We start from the raw sequence: 14,910 nt of genomic DNA on the forward strand, positions 1-14,910 counted from the left end.
AACACGAAATGGCATTTAAAAGTAACAACAAATTAAGCACAGGCAGACCAAAAGGAGCGGTTAACAAAACCACAGCAGAAACAAAAGAACTACTTCAAAAGATAGTAAGTAAAGAACTGGAGGGAATAGCTGAACGGCTGGAGAAATTAGATAACAAGGAGCGTATCGATGCAGTAATTAAACTACTGCCTTACATAGTACCAAGACAAACAGAAATCGCAGTTGATAATAAATTGAATCAATTCACACCAATAAACGTAAACTTAATAGAAGATGGAAGTGCAAATAAACAGTAAAGAGGAATTAATCGACTTCATAAATAGAAGCGATGTAAGTATAAATGATGCTTTAAAAGTGGCCAAACAATGTTTTGGAGTAGTTCCAATAGTTTTTAAAAATGAAGCTGGAGAAACCACATTTAGTAAAGCCGATATTATAGAAAAAATTAACAACGATAAACAAAAAAGAGTATGGATAATGTAATCAAAATAAATAGTAAGGAGGAATTAATCGAGTTTGTAAATCGTGAGAATGTAAGTAATTCAGATGCTTTAAAAGTAGCTAAACAATGTTTTAAAATTGAATCTAGTTTAAATATTCCTGATAGTCCAAACTTTGAAAAGTTATACACTAAAGCTGATATAATAGAAAAAATACAAACTTCGCCCCCTGATTTATGGATTTTAAATTTACCTAATATAGGAAGCTGAAAACAATAAACAAAAAAGGCGTTCCAATTGCTGAACGCCTTTTATAACACGAAATAATGAAAAAAGAATATTGTAAATATAACTAAATAATAGATAAAAACTATTATATTTACATAAATAATAAATAAAATTTATAACAATGAAAACACAAAAAAGAATACCAGTTTTTTATAATGAGTTCGACCATTCAAATTCTATGAGAGATGGATATGAAACATCATTATTATTTAATGAAGCCGTAAACGAGTTACAGGCTATTATTAAAAAACCAATTGCAGACTATAAAGCATTTAGAAAAGATATTTTAAGCTATTCAATTGAAGTAATAAAAGAAGCGTTTCCAAAACCCTTTGAATTAGGACTGGACAACGAAAATACTTTTAAAATGTTATCTATTGACTTAACTAATTTAAAGAGAATAAGCCAAATAATTATCACAACACCGCACCGCTTTAATGTTTGCGATAAAACTGGACACGCTTCGGCTTGTGAAGACAAAGAGCCTTTCACATACTATGCTGAAACACCTGAACAATTTGAGAGGTTAGAATATTCTAAACAAATTATTGAAGTTGCTGAAAAGACACTTTTATTTAATAAGCATCAACATTTAGGAAATACGATTGCAGGATTTATTAATTTTATTGTTTATGATCCACAAAAAGGACTTATTCCAAACTGGTATTTTGTCTTAAATGGAATCAATTAAATAAAATAAGATTGTAAATTTAAACCGTTCAGGGATGAGCGGTTTTTTTATTGGTGCAAAACGTGTAAAATATGCACGTTAAAACAAAACATTTATTTTGTGAGAAAGAGGGGTTTTATAGGGAACTAAATAGTTAGAATACAGAAATAATACAGTTTTTGAAATACAAAATCCTAATTACTTAATTTTAAAGTAATTAGGATTTAATTTTTAACTTAAAAGTGACCACGGTGGGATTTGAACCCACACGCCCTTGCGAGCACCAGCCCCTCAAGCTGGCAAGTCTACCGTTTCTCCACGTGGCCTAAAAATAAAAAAGGTCAAGTAATAAATTACTCGACCTTTTAGTGACCCGACTGGGGCTCGAACCCAGGACCCCATCATTAAAAGTGATGTGCTCTACCAACTGAGCTATCGAGTCAAAGCTTTCAAGGAAATTATGTGTTGATCACTACAATTGTGACCCGACTGGGGCTCGAACCCAGGACCCCATCATTAAAAGTGATGTGCTCTACCAACTGAGCTATCGAGTCATATTCTTTCCTTGAATGCGGGTGCAAATATAAGGACTTTTTTTGAAGTTTTCCAAGCAATTTTATTATAAATTTGTCTTTTTTTAACAATTAATCTTAACGCCTTAGTTTATAAGGTTTTATTCTATGAAAAAAATTATATTATTAGGCTATATGGGTTGCGGTAAGTCTACCATTGCCAAAATGCTTTCAAAAAACATTCATATTCCATTTGTCGATTTAGATAAATATATCGAGGATAAAGTAAATAAGTCTATAAATTCTATTTTCGAATTGTATGGTGAGATTTATTTTAGAAAACTAGAACACGAATGTTTTGTTGAGTTATTGAATTCTGATCAGGAAGTTATTATTGGCTTAGGTGGAGGTACTCCATGTTATGCAAATAATCATGAATTATTAAAAGGGAGTGGTGTGAAGTCAATATACTTGAAAGCATCGATCCAAACCTTGTTTGATAGATTGTCTGTCAATAAAAGTAAAAGACCGCTTATTGCCAATAAAAATGATGAAGAGATGAAGGAGTTTATAGCCATGCATCTTTTTGAAAGGAGCTTTTATTACAATCAGGCACAATATATCGTTTCAGTAGATGCTAAAACGATAGATGAGACGGTAAATGATATTCTAGCTGTTTTAGCTTAAATAAGCGTAACTGTCATCGTTTTCATCAAATACAACTTGAACGTGCTCTAATAGAGAGGTAGAAAGTGAAATTCCTTTAAAATCAGCTTTAACTGGGTATTTTTTGTGATTGCGATCTACTAGGACAGCTGTTTTGAATTTTTTCAATGGAACATCTAGAAAATGTCTTACAGCATATATAAGTGTAGTACCTGAGTTTAATACGTCGTCAATTAGGATTAGTCCTTTGTTGGCATATTGTTCTTTGGTTATAGATGTGTGTATTGGTAATTCAGGATGTTGTTTGTCAATATGAACTTCGCATAGTAAAACATTTAAAGTGGAAATGGTTTTAAGTTCACTTGCTATTTTTTCTGCAAAAACATAACCATTAGTGGCAATTCCGGCAAGAACTACCTCGTTTTCATCTACAAAAGTCTCGTAAATTTGATAGGCAATTCTTTTTATTTTATGCTCTATTTCTTGATTTGTTAAGATGATGTTTTTGCTCATTATTAGATTTGTTTCAAGTTTACTATTTCAAGTTATTCTGTGTCTTCTTCTTCGGATATGATTTCGTTACCAAATTCATCAATATCTCGTCGGTCTTTTTTGGTTGGTCTTCCAGTACCGTTTTTTCTATAATGGTCTTTCGATAATTTTAGTAGTTCTAAATGTTGATACACTTCGGCTGGAGTATCATTTCTTCTGTAAATATCAACTAATTTAGCTCCTACGCGATTCTCTGGAATATCTAAAACGGTGATTATCTGGGTGATTTGATCTTTTCTAAATGTGATTTTATCAGTCGGAAAAACCTCTTTTGAGGGTTTAGCAACAAGACCATTTACAGTGACATGATTCTTTTTACAAGCCTCTGTTACCATATTTCTTGTCTTGTAATATCGGACACACCATAAATATTTGTCTATTCTCATAAAAATTCTAAAATCGGAGTTAAATTGTTTACAAAAATAAATCAATATTGTATCTTGCGCACTTAAAAAGCAACAATAATGAACAAATTTAAGTATTATTTTATTTTAATAATTACAACATTCTCTTTATTTTCATGTTCGAAGAATGATACCCCTGCAGTTGAGCCACTTAGAGATTATGCAGAACAATATACAACCGATAATACTACTATTGAACAATATTTAAAAACATATTATATTACTGTAGTGGATCACCCTGGTTTTTCTGATGATCAGGATGTTACTTTTACTAAAATTCCGGATGGTGGAAGTCAAAAATCAATTTGGGATCAAACGGATTATGAACTAAAAAGTAGAACAGTAAGTTTAAATGAGGTTAATTATAATTTATATTATTTAGTTTTGAGAACGGGAACAGGAAGTTCACCTACAAATGTAGACGGAGTTTTGTCGTCTTATAAAGGAGATTATTTGGAAGAGATTAGTGCATCAAATGTAACTACACTAACAGCAACACCATTTGAGGAAGTGAAATACCCACAACAAATGATAAGTCTATTCAGTACTATCACAGGTTGGAGTGAGATTTTCCCACAATTTAAAACAGGGAGTTATACTACTAAAGAGGACGGTACTATTTCATACAAAGATTTTGGAGCTGGTATCATGTTTGTTCCGTCAGGATTGGCTTATTATGCTTCAGGAAGTGGAGTTGTTCCTGCTTATGTCCCTTTGGTTTTTAGTTTTAAACTATATGAATTGCAAAGACTGGATCAAGATGGAGACGGTGTTCCTTCTTATTTAGAAGATCTAAATGGTGATGGTTATGTTAGAAGTTTTGCTACGGGTATTGTAAATCCTGACGATACTGACGGTGACGGTATTCCCAATTTCTTAGACGTTGATGATGATGGAGATGGCTATAGCACGAAAAGAGAAATTGCTGCAGGAACAGATTATTTAGATAAAAATAGTCACCCATAGTTAGTTAGTTTATAAACTTCAAAATTTAAGAAGTTTCAGTTTTTTAGTTGAGATTTACTTATTTTAAGATATAAAAAAATCCCATTCAGTAATGAATGGGATTTTTTAATGATATAATAAAGAAGAATTATTTTCTTTTGATTACTCTTTCAACAGCTTCAACAATCGCTTCATTGTTTAACTTGTATTTTTCCATTAATTGAGCAGGAGTTCCAGATTCACCAAAACTATCATTGACAGCTACAAACTCTTGTGGAGCAGGATTGTTTAAAGCTAATACTCTAGAAACGCTTTCTCCAAGTCCTCCAAGGATGTTGTGCTCTTCGGCAGTAACGATACATTTAGTTTTAGCCAATGATTTTAGAATGGCGCCTTCATCTAATGGTTTAATCGTATGGATGTTAATTACTTCAGCAGAAATTCCTTTAGCTTCTAATGCTTCAGCTGCAATAAGTGCTTCCCAAACTAAATGCCCTGTTGCTACAATAGTTACGTCAGTACCTTCACTAAGCATAATCGCTTTCCCTATTACGAAAGGCTCGTCAGCAGGCATAAAGTTAGGTACAACTGGACGTCCAAAACGCAGGTAAGCTGGACCATGATGATCTGCTAATGCTAGCGTAGCTGCTTTAGTTTGATTGTAATCACAAGTATTAATTACTGTCATTCCTGGCAACATTTTCATTAATCCAATGTCTTCAAGAATTTGGTGTGTTGCACCATCTTCTCCTAATGTTAATCCAGCATGTGAAGCACAGATTTTTACATTTTTTTCGGAGTAAGCTACTGATTGACGAATTTGGTCATATACTCTTCCTGTAGAGAAGTTAGCAAAAGTTCCTGTGAAAGGAATTTTTCCACCAATAGTTAAACCAGCTGCAATTCCAATCATGTTTGCTTCAGCAATTCCAATTTGGAAAAAACGCTCCGGGTGATTTTTTTTGAAATCATCAAATTTCAATGATCCAATTAAATCCGCACAAAGTGCAACAACATTTTCATTTTTCTGACCTAATTCAGTCATTCCCGCTCCAAAACCTGAACGAGTATCTTTACTTCCTGTATTTGTATATTTTTTCATTTTCTAATTTAGATTTTTGGCAGTATTCTACTGAACACTAATTACTGAATACTTTTTTAGTAATCTGAATTACCTCCAGTATTATAATTCTGTCCTAAAGCATTTTCTAGTTGAGCATCATTTGGTGCTTTACCATGCCATGCATGACTGTACATCATATAGTCTACTCCGTTACCCATCTCAGTGTGCAATAATACACAAACTGGTTTTCCTTTTCCCGTTCTTGATTTTGCGTCATTCATACCAGCAATGATTGCTTCGATATTGTTCCCTTCTTTTATTTCAAGAACATCCCAATCAAATGCTTCAAATTTTGCACGGATACTACCCATAGCCAAAACTTCATCAGTAGTTCCGTCAATTTGTTTTCCGTTAAGGTCAATAGTAGCAATAAGATTATCTACTTTTTTAGCAGATGCATACATGATTGCCTCCCAATTTTGACCTTCTTGTAATTCACCATCTCCGTGAAGCGTATAAATCAAATGGTTGTCACCATTTAATTTTTTTGCTTGTGCAGCACCAATACCAACAGATAAACCTTGTCCAAGTGAACCAGATGCTATTCTTACTCCTGGTAAACCATCGTGAGTAGTTGGGTGTCCTTGTAATCTTGAATTAATCAAACGAAAAGTCGCTAATTCAGAAACTGGGAAATAACCGCTTCTTGCTAGTACGCTATAAAATACTGGAGAGATATGACCGTTTGAAAGGAAGAATAAATCTTCTCCAATTCCGTCCATATCAAAACCTTCTTTGCGTTCCATAAGGTTTTGGTATAAAGCTACTAGAAATTCAGTACAACCAAGTGAACCTCCAGGATGTCCTGAGTTTACGGCATGTACCATTCGAAGAATGTCTCTTCTTACTTGGATAGTTAAATCGTTTAATTGTTGTGTGTTAGGCTTCATTTTGTGTGTAAAAGTTAAACTGTTGCAAATGTAATTTTTATTTTGGCGTAAGACAAATGATTTTTGATTTTGTTATACTGCGATTTTGCTCATTATTATTCTAAAAAATAATGAATAACTACTTTTTTGGGTATAATTTATTTCTTTTTTTTACAATCTCTTTTTTTATAATGTTCCTGTAATTATTACCTTGCGAGTATGTACGAACAATTAGAAAAGAGTATTGGTGAAAAGGTAACACTGTCAACTGAAGAGTTTGAATTGTGTAAAACTTTTTTTATCCCAAAAAAAATCAGAAAAAAACAAACCTTACTTCTTGAAGGGGATGTTTGTACGTACAATGCCTTTGTTGAAAAAGGAATTTTAAGGTCCTATACTACTGACGAGAAAGGACATGAAAATGTGATACAGTTTGCTTTTGAAGGATGGTGGATTACCGATTTATCTAGCTTTTTAACTGGAGGAAATTCTACTTATACTATTGAAGCTTTAGAAGATTCCGAATTATTGTTATTAACCACGACAGCCAGAGAATCATTAATGAATGCGATTCCTGCTTTTGAAAGTTATCAAAGACTTTTGTTGCAAAATGCATATATCGCTTTACAAACTAGAATCAATAGTGCATTGACAGCTACGGCCGAAGAAAAATATTTAAAATTGACCACTTATTACCCTGATATTGTGACCCGTATCCCACAACATATGGTGGCCTCGTATTTAGGCCTTACTCCCGAGACATTAAGTCGAGTGAGAAAACAAATAAACCTTCGCAAATAAAATTGATCTAGATCAATGTCATTTCTTATTCTACCTCAATGGAAGAAGAGACTTTCCCGTTGTAGTTTTGCTTTAATAAAATAATGATCATGCAAAACTTTAAAACAATTGCCGTTATTGGTGCTTCAGACAAAAGAAATTTTGTGGTATTAAATGAGCTAGCAGCTCGTTACCAAATGTTATTATTTGATAAAAACGAAAAGGCACTTTCGGATGTCCATCAAGCACTTTTAGTTCAAAATCGATATGGTTCTATCGAAAAGATGGCTTGTCCCACTAATGCAAGTTGGGAAGCAGATATCATTATTCTTTCAGGATTTTGCATTAACGACTCCAATATAGTTCATAATATTAAAAATGTTGCTACGGCAAAAATTGTAATTATTATGGAAAATGATGATGAGTTTACCAAGTCAATAAATCATCAAGTAAGCTTTGACCTTATTTTTCCACATTCAAAAATAGTCGAAGTTATAAATATAAACACCGATGATAAAGCAGAGAAAGAGTTCCTTTTAGAAGGACATGATTCTTATGCGCTGGATACTGTTTCAAGTATTTTAGAAGGAATTGGTTTCAACACGTATGTCTCACAAATTAATTAATAAAAATAAATCTTATGAATAATAGCATTTTATTACAACCCTATAGATTCAATTCTACATCTTTTAATAACCGTATGGCTATGGCACCTATGACAAGAAGCCGGTCAGGAAACGAAGGGAACTTGGCTACGGAACAAATGGCAATATACTATTCTGATCGTGCCGATGCAGGTTTACTAATTACCGAAGGTACCGTAGTGAGCACGAAAGCAGTAGGTTTTATTAATGTTCCGGGAATTTACAGTGCAGCACAAACGGAAAGCTGGAAGCAAGTGACGCAAGCGGTTCATAATAAAGGAGGGAAAATATTTGTTCAATTATGGCATACTGGTAGGTTGTCACATCCAGATTTACATAATGGAGAATTACCTCACGCTCCCTCGGCAATTAATCCTGAGGCCAAAGCATTTACTGCTCAAGGTTTTGTAGATACCGTAACTCCAAAAGAAATGACTGTTGCCGAAATTAAAACAACTATTGAAGATTTTGCAAATGGGACTAGAAATGCCGTAGAAGCGGGTTTTGATGGTGTTGAATTACATGCAGCCAATGGGTATTTATTTCATCAGTTTTTTAATGGAGCCTCAAATACACGTACAGATGAATACGGCGGAAGTATTGAAAATAGAGCCCGAATTTTATTTGAAACCTTAGATGCCCTAAAAGGAATTATTGATTACTCTAAAGTGGGAGTTCGATTGAATCCATCTATGCACGGTGTACAAGGAATGACAATAGACAAGGAAACAATTCCTGTACATGAATATATTGTAAATCGTTTAAACGACTACGGATTAGCTTATGTGCATTTAACGGAACCTTTTACGGATGTTAGTGAAGTACCTTATGCCGTTACTGAAGTAGCCAAACATTTTAGACCTATATATAAAGGGTTGTTGATGATTAATAAAAGTTTTACTAAAGAAACAGGTAATAAAGTGATTGAAGAAGGGCATGCCGATATGGTCGCGTTTGGTGTTCCTTTTCTAGCTAATCCTGACTTAGTTGCTCGATTTAAGAAAGATGCTCCCCTGAATACTCCAGATCCAAGTACTTTTTACACTTTTACTGAAAAAGGATATAATGACTATCCTAAAATGGAAGTTTAATCGATTTAATTTGTTGATGAGATTTACTGTTTATTAATTCTTATATATGATGCAATAAAATAATGATTATATGAATTAGAAAATCTCATAAAAAAAGCTCCATAAATTTATGGAGCTTTTTTTTAAGCATTTTCTTCTAAAAAAGAGATGCTTTTTTTCTAAATTTTGCTTTGTAAACTGCTCCAGCCTCCACCATTGTGAACAGTGGTAAATCCGTTTGATTTTAAAATACTCTTAGCCGATGCACTTCGCATTCCTGATGCGCAACAAGTAATAATAGTTTTCTCTTTTTTGATTTTAGCAATATGGCTATTAAGTTCATTCAAAGGCGCATTTATAGAGCCTTTAATATGTCCTTGTTTGTATTCTCCGGGACTACGAACGTCAAGGATTACTGCTCCTTGTTTTACTAAATCAGCGTAATCTACTTTTGGTCCTAAACCAAATATCTTTTTTAAGGTGTTTATCATTTTTATTGATTTATTTTGATTTATAATAGTTTACGTCTAGCCACGAACCGCCGTTGTAACATTCAATTCCTTGTTGAGAAAGGAAATGCTGTGCTTGTCCGCTTCTATTACCGGAGGCACAACATAGAATTAACGGAGCTTTAAGTTTTTTTAACTCTTCGATTCTTTCAGGAATTTCATTTAAGACGATGTTAATAGACCCTACTACATTGCCTCCTATAAATTCACCATAGGAGCGTACATCTACAATAGTTCCTTGGTTTTCTTTTATTATTTTTTCTAAGTCCATTTTTTGTTTTCTAAAGGTTTTTGAAATCATCCAAAAAACATTGATTGATTATCAGATGTTATTTGAATTTTATTTTACAAAAGTAATAGAACTCTACATGGTGTACAGTAACATTTGTTACATAAGATTTTTTTTTTGATCATATTTTTTTTCAAAAAACAAGCCTGCTAATACTAACAGGCTTATGAAGATTTTAAAATAATATATTGTTATTTATGCTCTAATGTTGGAAATAGCATCAGCTCTAAAAGCATTTTTATTAATAGATGATATCGCAATGCCAGTTAGTTCAGCATCTGCTTTTTTTGCTTCATCGAGAGTTTTGGCTAATAAAGTGGCTGCTTTATTTTCTCCTAATGTTTTTGCAAAAGCATGTAAAGTACCATATGTGGCTATTTCATAATGTTTCATTTTTTGTTCGGAAGCAATAATACTAGCGTCACGTACCATACCATGATCTGTTTTTTTTATCATTTTATCATTTTCCTTTAGGATTCCTTCCATAGCATCGCATTTTTGCGCTTTTGCTTCAATTCCTGTAGTTTCAAATATTTTTTCTAATCTGGAAACATGTTCATGTGTTTCCTTTAAATGATTTTTTAAAGTTGTTTTTAACTCAGGATCAGAAGCATTTTCCATCATTTTAGGTAAGTTAATGCTAAGTACCTTTTCTGCATAATAAATATCTTTCAAGCCAACTTCAAATAAATCTCTTAATCCATGTGAAGGATTTGCTTTTGCTTTCATTGTTTCTTTTGAAGCTTCTTGTTTTCTAGTTGTAGGTGCCATAATAATTGGTTTTTATATATTAATAGATTGTATTATAAAAATTTTTGTCTTTTTCTAATTTCTTTTAATTTTCAATATCCATAAGCTATTATTTTTCTTATTCTATTTATAAAGTTATAAATATTTTAATTTAAGTAACTGTTAATTAACTTAATATAAACATAAACTGCGTGAATTAACTAAAAGTAGTAAGGCGTTTCTTTGTAATAACAACATGTTGTTTTTTGAGTTTTGTTAGCTTTCTTTAAAGAGAACTAAAAAATATATTTTTCAAATTTATTTAAACATAATTAAAAACAAAAAAGCCAGTTAAACCTTTTGATAAAGGAAAAACGGGCTTATTGATGCAAGTTTTTAAATGTTTTTATAATGCGATAACAGCTACTGAAATAGTTTTGATAACTATTGTATCGAGTTATTTTTCATTTCTTCAAGCAGTTTAATTATTTTATCCAATTTGTCTACTTCGATATTATTTAATTTTAAGGTTAATGCTTCAATTTCTTGTTTAGCATCAATGTTAGTTTGGTAATCAGCTTGGGCTTGCATTCTATCTCTTTCACTTTGTCTATTTTGAGACATCATAATGATAGGAGCGGCATAAGCTGCTTGCGTTGAAAAAACAAGATTAAGTAATATAAAAGGATAAACATCCCAATGCTTCACAAAAGCCAATAAATTGAGACCCATCCAAAGTACAACTAGTATTGTTTGTACAATAATAAATTTCCATGAACCCATTCCTTTTGCTACACTATCAGCTAGTCGGCTACCAAATTCTAATGTTTCAAGATGTTTTTGATGCCAGTTGTTCGTTTTTATCATTGTTTTTGGATTATTTTTTTTATAAATATTTCAGATCAAATATAACTCAATCTTTGTTGCAATAAATTAAAATTTTAGTTAATGTGAGTACATTGTTTGTCGAAAGAAAATAGTCATTCGGCTACACAATTAATAGCATTCATCTAATAGTATATTTATGAGCTTTAATGTCTTTATATATTTGTGGTATAGTTTTAGATAATAGAGTAGGTAACAACAAGTATTATAATTGGTTATTATGTTTTGTTGAGAAGGTCAGTAAAATAAGTGTATCTGTAAATGCATTCGCTTGAGATAAGATTAAATCATTAGCAACACTTTGAAGAAAATTACAGAGCGGACCATACAGTTAAAATATAGAATGTTTAGTTTTTTAGTTGATTGGTTAAATTCCCCAATTTAGCCGTTTAGAACAGTCTTAGCTTTCTTAGTTAAGACTGTTTTATATTTTAATTATCAATGTATTTAATAATTCTTGTCCTTCTTCCCAATATTGCAATCGCGATTCAGAGTTGAGGTGTCCTTTTAGTCCCACATTGATAAAAGTACTTCCCCATTGATGAGCAAGAAAAACAGCTTTTTCTACAGAAATATAGGGATCGTTAGCACTCGTTACCAGAATGGTAGGGTACATAAATTTGGATAAAGGAATTGGTGAAAAATTTCTTGTTTCTTCTGGTGTGTGTAATGGTGAATCTACATCAGCAGGAGCCACAAGTAAGGCGCCAGCGATTTTATTTGTAGTATTCTTTTTTGACCAATGCGCTACAAGTGAAACGGCTAGACTATGAGCAACAATAATTATTGGACCGTCAATGCTATCAATACTTGAGGAAAGGCCATTCAGCCAATCCTCTAAAATTGGATTGTCCCACTCTTTTTGAATTACTTTTTTTGAATTTTCAAATTTGTTGAGCCAATAATTTTGCCAATGCTCTTTTCCAGAATCACCTAATCCAGGAACTATTAATAAGGTAAAGTCCATGCTTTTTTTATTTTTATAATACCAATTGTACTGAATTGCAATGTACTATTTTACAGTAATACAATTACCATTTTTAAGTTGACTTTTTTGTCTTATATTCGTTAAAAAAAAGATGCGTTTTCCTATAGTTATTTTAATAAGCGGGATTTTATTGATGAGTTGTAGTTCTAAAAAATTTACTTCCGTTTCTTATCTAAAATCTGCAGAGGGTACTACTGCAAATAGTCCTAATTTGAATGTATTTGTTCCAAGAAGTGATAAAAGCGCACCTTTTCCAATTTTAATTTTTGTACATGGAGGAAACTGGAACAGTGGTAGAAAAGGAACCTATGATTTGTTAGGAAGAAATTTTGCTAGCAAAGGAGTAGTTACTATTATTCCTGATTATACTTTAAGTCCAGATGCTAGTTATGATGAAATGACCGAGCAAATCGCATCAGTAATTCAATGGGTAAAAGCGAACGGCAGCAAGTATAATGGAAATCCAAATCAAATTTTTATAACTGGTCATTCTGCGGGAGGGCATTTAGGGGCCTTGGCAGTGATGAACCCAAAATATGGTATTGAACCTAAAAGTATTTCAGGGATTATTTTAAATGATGCCGCGGGTCTTGATATGAAAAACTATTTAGAACAAAATCCACCTACAACAACCGATAATTATTTGACAACTTGGACCAATAGTCCTGATCAATGGAAGGAAGCTTCTCCCATTTATTTTTTGAATAAAAATACGCCACCGTTTTTAATCTATGTTGGGGACAAAACGTACCCTTCTATTAAAGTAGCAAACAAGCGTTTTGTTGACGCCTTACAACCCTATCAACCAACAGTTACTCCAATGCATTTAAATAAAAAACATATTCCTATGGTAACACAATATTTATGGCCATGGAGCAACCGTTTTGAGGAGGTTATTGAATTTATGAATAGTCATAAATAATTCTATTTGGCTTTTTGAAAGGAAGTTCTATTTTTTTGTTCCGATAAAATACCGCTTAATAAAGGTTTCGTTAGTTCTTCTATTTCATTCTCTGTGATGTCAATCGCTTTTGAGTTGTCAATTAATTGCAACCAAGGTTTTGGAGCATCAAAATTATAAGAACCAAAAACAACTACTGGAGTACCTTTTACTTTTACATTTTCTTCATCAGCTAGTACCCATTGGTCAGCCCAATCATAAAGATAGCGCGCATCTTTTTCTCGAAGACGCAAGCAAGAATGAGAAGCTGGATAACCGGGTAAACTGTATTGATGCCATCCCACACCTTCTTTGTTAGCAATATTAAAGTTCCATTTTAAATCCCATTCATCATTGAAAGTACTCGTTGTTTGTTCTGCCTTCCAGTTGGTATAGAAAAGTCCAGTAGGGGTTTGGTCTTTTTTTCTTCCCATATTAGTTGGCCCCGTATAGATTAACTCTCCATTTTCATAGGCTGCAAATGTTTGTGTTGGGTAAGAAAAATAGATGATTTTATCAATATCTTTTAGATACTCAACATGAGTAGGAAAAGGCAAGTAAAATTCAATATCACCGCTGAAATCTCCAGGAATGATTACTGAATCCATTTGAGTAAAATTGGTTTTGTCAGTTCTATTAAGTGCAAGGGCAATATCCATTTTTAGGGAATCTTTCGCATTTTGTTCCAACCATTGTTTTGTATTAGTTAATGTATAAGAGACCATTTTTGGTTGTTTTCTTACGCGCACTTTTTTGGTTTTAATAGATTCTGTTGATTCATTTTGCTTGCATGAGTAAAGTACTACGATGATGCTTAAAAGAAGAATAATTTTTTTCATAGGTTAATTTTATAATACAAAATTGGGCTAAATTCTTGACCAAAGTATTACACAATTATCGATTTAATTTATTTTATTCACATATTAAAAATCTTATTGGCGGGTTAAATTGGGCCAATTTTTTACGATAGGGTAGGGTGTTTCCACTTCTAGTTGTCTTACTAGTATAAACGATAGTGTACTATCACTAAAATTTAAAATTATGAAAGCAATTAAAACAATACTAGCAATAACACTTTTTGGAATTATAGGAACAGTAAATGGGCAAGAAGCTAGAGTAAAAAATGAAACGACCATAAATACGAATCAAGATAGAATGGCGTATTATGAGCAAAGAGGAGCGGAAGATGCTCGTTTTGAGTTTGAATTTAAAGCTAAAAGCAAAGCTGATGAAAAAGCTTTTTGGGAAGAACAAAAAGAGTATGAAAAGAATTTAAAGAAGCATAATAGGAAAGCGTATCGCGCTTATATAGCGAGTAAGCAAGAAGCCTATGCAGAGCACCATCATCATTGTGATGGACATTGTTACCATAGCGATTCGTTTTACCAGCATGCTGGATATTACTACTATGGGTATGATGAACAAAACTATCAAACAACTCCTCACAGTACTTCAGTAAATACACAAATACGAGTAAACACACCAAGTGTGCGATTAGGTGTTTTTTAATAATTTGTATTGGAAAAAAAAGCCGCTCATTCTTAGTAGGAAAGAGCGGCTTTGTTATCTTTAAATCCTTGAAAAAATTTTGGGCCAAATGAAATTCT

21 protein-coding genes and 3 tRNA genes are annotated in these 14,910 nt (G+C 32.6%); 11 read left to right on the top strand and 13 right to left on the bottom strand.

Features of this window, described 5'->3' with window-relative positions; all coding sequences use genetic code 11:
* Positions 1–8 precede the first annotated feature (8 nt).
* The 4 genes from AB3G34_RS02315 (at position 9) to AB3G34_RS02330 (ending at position 1,419) form a co-directional block, all read left to right on the top strand.
* Positions 9–296 (top strand): hypothetical protein, encoded by a 288-nt coding sequence (locus AB3G34_RS02315; protein ID WP_369753339.1) that lies wholly within the window; start codon positions 9–11, stop codon positions 294–296.
* Positions 274–483 carry a hypothetical protein gene (locus AB3G34_RS02320; protein ID WP_369753340.1) on the top strand — a complete coding sequence of 70 codons (210 nt, stop codon included), beginning with the start codon at positions 274–276 and terminating at the stop codon, positions 481–483. The genes AB3G34_RS02315 and AB3G34_RS02320 overlap by 23 nt, the downstream gene beginning before the upstream one ends.
* On the top strand, positions 471–710 hold the full coding sequence (locus AB3G34_RS02325; protein ID WP_369753341.1) for a hypothetical protein: 240 nt from the start codon (positions 471–473) through the stop codon (positions 708–710). The genes AB3G34_RS02320 and AB3G34_RS02325 overlap by 13 nt, the downstream gene beginning before the upstream one ends.
* Positions 711–849: 139 nt before the next feature.
* Positions 850–1,419: a hypothetical protein gene (locus tag AB3G34_RS02330; RefSeq protein ID WP_369753342.1), complete on the top strand. Its 570-nt coding sequence runs from the start codon at positions 850–852 to the stop codon at positions 1,417–1,419.
* 222 nt (positions 1,420–1,641) lie between these two features.
* Here the strand turns inward: AB3G34_RS02330 and AB3G34_RS02335 are convergent.
* The 3 genes from AB3G34_RS02335 to AB3G34_RS02345 form a co-directional block, all read right to left on the bottom strand.
* Positions 1,642–1,724 (bottom strand) — tRNA-Leu (locus AB3G34_RS02335).
* A gap of 43 nt (positions 1,725–1,767) precedes the next feature.
* Positions 1,768–1,840: transfer RNA gene (locus AB3G34_RS02340), tRNA-Lys, on the bottom strand.
* Between the two features lie 39 nt (positions 1,841–1,879).
* A tRNA-Lys gene (locus AB3G34_RS02345) sits at positions 1,880–1,952 on the bottom strand.
* Positions 1,953–2,078: 126 nt separating this feature from the next.
* Here AB3G34_RS02345 and AB3G34_RS02350 point away from each other — a divergent pair.
* Positions 2,079–2,597, top strand: a complete 519-nt coding sequence (locus AB3G34_RS02350) for a shikimate kinase (protein WP_367774065.1) — start codon at positions 2,079–2,081, stop codon at positions 2,595–2,597.
* On the opposite strand, the gene AB3G34_RS02355 is transcribed toward AB3G34_RS02350, so the two are convergent.
* Positions 2,589–3,089, bottom strand: a complete 501-nt coding sequence (locus tag AB3G34_RS02355; protein ID WP_367757773.1) for a phosphoribosyltransferase family protein — start codon at positions 3,087–3,089, stop codon at positions 2,589–2,591. The two genes, AB3G34_RS02350 and AB3G34_RS02355, sit on opposite strands and share 9 nt — an antisense overlap.
* Positions 3,090–3,121: 32 nt before the next feature.
* Positions 3,122–3,514 carry an RNA-binding S4 domain-containing protein gene (locus AB3G34_RS02360; protein ID WP_367774067.1) on the bottom strand — a complete coding sequence of 131 codons (393 nt, stop codon included), beginning with the start codon at positions 3,512–3,514 and terminating at the stop codon, positions 3,122–3,124.
* 78 nt (positions 3,515–3,592) lie between these two features.
* On the opposite strand from AB3G34_RS02360, the gene AB3G34_RS02365 reads away from it, so the two are divergent.
* On the top strand, positions 3,593–4,498 hold the full coding sequence (locus tag AB3G34_RS02365; protein WP_367757777.1) for an FKBP-type peptidylprolyl isomerase: 906 nt from the start codon (positions 3,593–3,595) through the stop codon (positions 4,496–4,498).
* Between the two features lie 127 nt (positions 4,499–4,625).
* On the opposite strand, the gene AB3G34_RS02370 is transcribed toward AB3G34_RS02365, so the two are convergent.
* Both AB3G34_RS02370 and AB3G34_RS02375 read right to left on the bottom strand, forming a co-directional pair.
* The gene (locus AB3G34_RS02370) at positions 4,626–5,579 is read right to left on the bottom strand and encodes a transketolase family protein (protein WP_367757779.1); all 954 of its coding nucleotides are present in this window, start codon (positions 5,577–5,579) and stop codon (positions 4,626–4,628) included.
* Positions 5,580–5,635: 56 nt separating this feature from the next.
* The gene (locus AB3G34_RS02375) at positions 5,636–6,490 is read right to left on the bottom strand and encodes a transketolase (RefSeq protein WP_367757781.1); all 855 of its coding nucleotides are present in this window, start codon (positions 6,488–6,490) and stop codon (positions 5,636–5,638) included.
* 198 nt (positions 6,491–6,688) lie between these two features.
* On the opposite strand from AB3G34_RS02375, the gene AB3G34_RS02380 reads away from it, so the two are divergent.
* The 3 genes from AB3G34_RS02380 (at position 6,689) to AB3G34_RS02390 (ending at position 8,984) form a co-directional block, all read left to right on the top strand.
* Positions 6,689–7,270, top strand: coding sequence for a Crp/Fnr family transcriptional regulator (locus AB3G34_RS02380; RefSeq protein ID WP_369753344.1), 582 nt, complete (start codon positions 6,689–6,691; stop codon positions 7,268–7,270).
* 89 nt (positions 7,271–7,359) lie between these two features.
* A complete protein-coding gene (locus AB3G34_RS02385) occupies positions 7,360–7,875 on the top strand; it encodes a hypothetical protein (protein WP_369753345.1) in 516 nt (171 codons plus the stop codon).
* A 14-nt stretch (positions 7,876–7,889) separates the two neighbouring features.
* Entirely contained in the window at positions 7,890–8,984 is a 1,095-nt protein-coding gene (locus AB3G34_RS02390; RefSeq protein WP_369753346.1) for an alkene reductase, read from the top strand.
* Positions 8,985–9,142: 158 nt separating this feature from the next.
* Here AB3G34_RS02390 and AB3G34_RS02395 read toward each other — a convergent pair whose 3' ends face one another.
* The 5 genes from AB3G34_RS02395 to AB3G34_RS02415 all read right to left on the bottom strand — a co-directional run bounded on the left by AB3G34_RS02395 (position 9,143) and on the right by AB3G34_RS02415 (position 12,342).
* Positions 9,143–9,454 (bottom strand): rhodanese-like domain-containing protein, encoded by a 312-nt coding sequence (locus tag AB3G34_RS02395; protein ID WP_367768139.1) that lies wholly within the window; start codon positions 9,452–9,454, stop codon positions 9,143–9,145.
* Between the two features lie 10 nt (positions 9,455–9,464).
* Entirely contained in the window at positions 9,465–9,773 is a 309-nt protein-coding gene (locus AB3G34_RS02400) for a rhodanese-like domain-containing protein (RefSeq protein WP_369753348.1), read from the bottom strand.
* Between the two features lie 183 nt (positions 9,774–9,956).
* Entirely contained in the window at positions 9,957–10,532 is a 576-nt protein-coding gene (locus AB3G34_RS02405) for a ferritin-like domain-containing protein (RefSeq protein ID WP_367768144.1), read from the bottom strand.
* Between the two features lie 402 nt (positions 10,533–10,934).
* On the bottom strand, positions 10,935–11,357 hold the full coding sequence (locus AB3G34_RS02410) for a DUF1003 domain-containing protein (RefSeq protein WP_367768147.1): 423 nt from the start codon (positions 11,355–11,357) through the stop codon (positions 10,935–10,937).
* Between the two features lie 442 nt (positions 11,358–11,799).
* Positions 11,800–12,342 carry an RBBP9/YdeN family alpha/beta hydrolase gene (locus AB3G34_RS02415; protein WP_369753349.1) on the bottom strand — a complete coding sequence of 181 codons (543 nt, stop codon included), beginning with the start codon at positions 12,340–12,342 and terminating at the stop codon, positions 11,800–11,802.
* Between the two features lie 112 nt (positions 12,343–12,454).
* On the opposite strand from AB3G34_RS02415, the gene AB3G34_RS02420 reads away from it, so the two are divergent.
* A complete protein-coding gene (locus AB3G34_RS02420; RefSeq protein WP_369753350.1) occupies positions 12,455–13,285 on the top strand; it encodes an alpha/beta hydrolase in 831 nt (276 codons plus the stop codon).
* Between the two features lie 2 nt (positions 13,286–13,287).
* On the opposite strand, the gene AB3G34_RS02425 is transcribed toward AB3G34_RS02420, so the two are convergent.
* Positions 13,288–14,142, bottom strand: coding sequence for a L,D-transpeptidase (locus AB3G34_RS02425; protein ID WP_367768155.1), 855 nt, complete (start codon positions 14,140–14,142; stop codon positions 13,288–13,290).
* 202 nt (positions 14,143–14,344) lie between these two features.
* Here AB3G34_RS02425 and AB3G34_RS02430 point away from each other — a divergent pair, with 202 nt between their 5' ends.
* Positions 14,345–14,812, top strand: coding sequence for a hypothetical protein (locus tag AB3G34_RS02430; RefSeq protein WP_369753351.1), 468 nt, complete (start codon positions 14,345–14,347; stop codon positions 14,810–14,812).
* The last annotated feature ends 98 nt before the right edge of the window (positions 14,813–14,910 follow it).

Origin of the sequence: Flavobacterium sp. WC2409, from assembly GCF_041200085.1 — a bacterium.
Lineage (GTDB): Bacteria > Bacteroidota > Bacteroidia > Flavobacteriales > Flavobacteriaceae > Flavobacterium.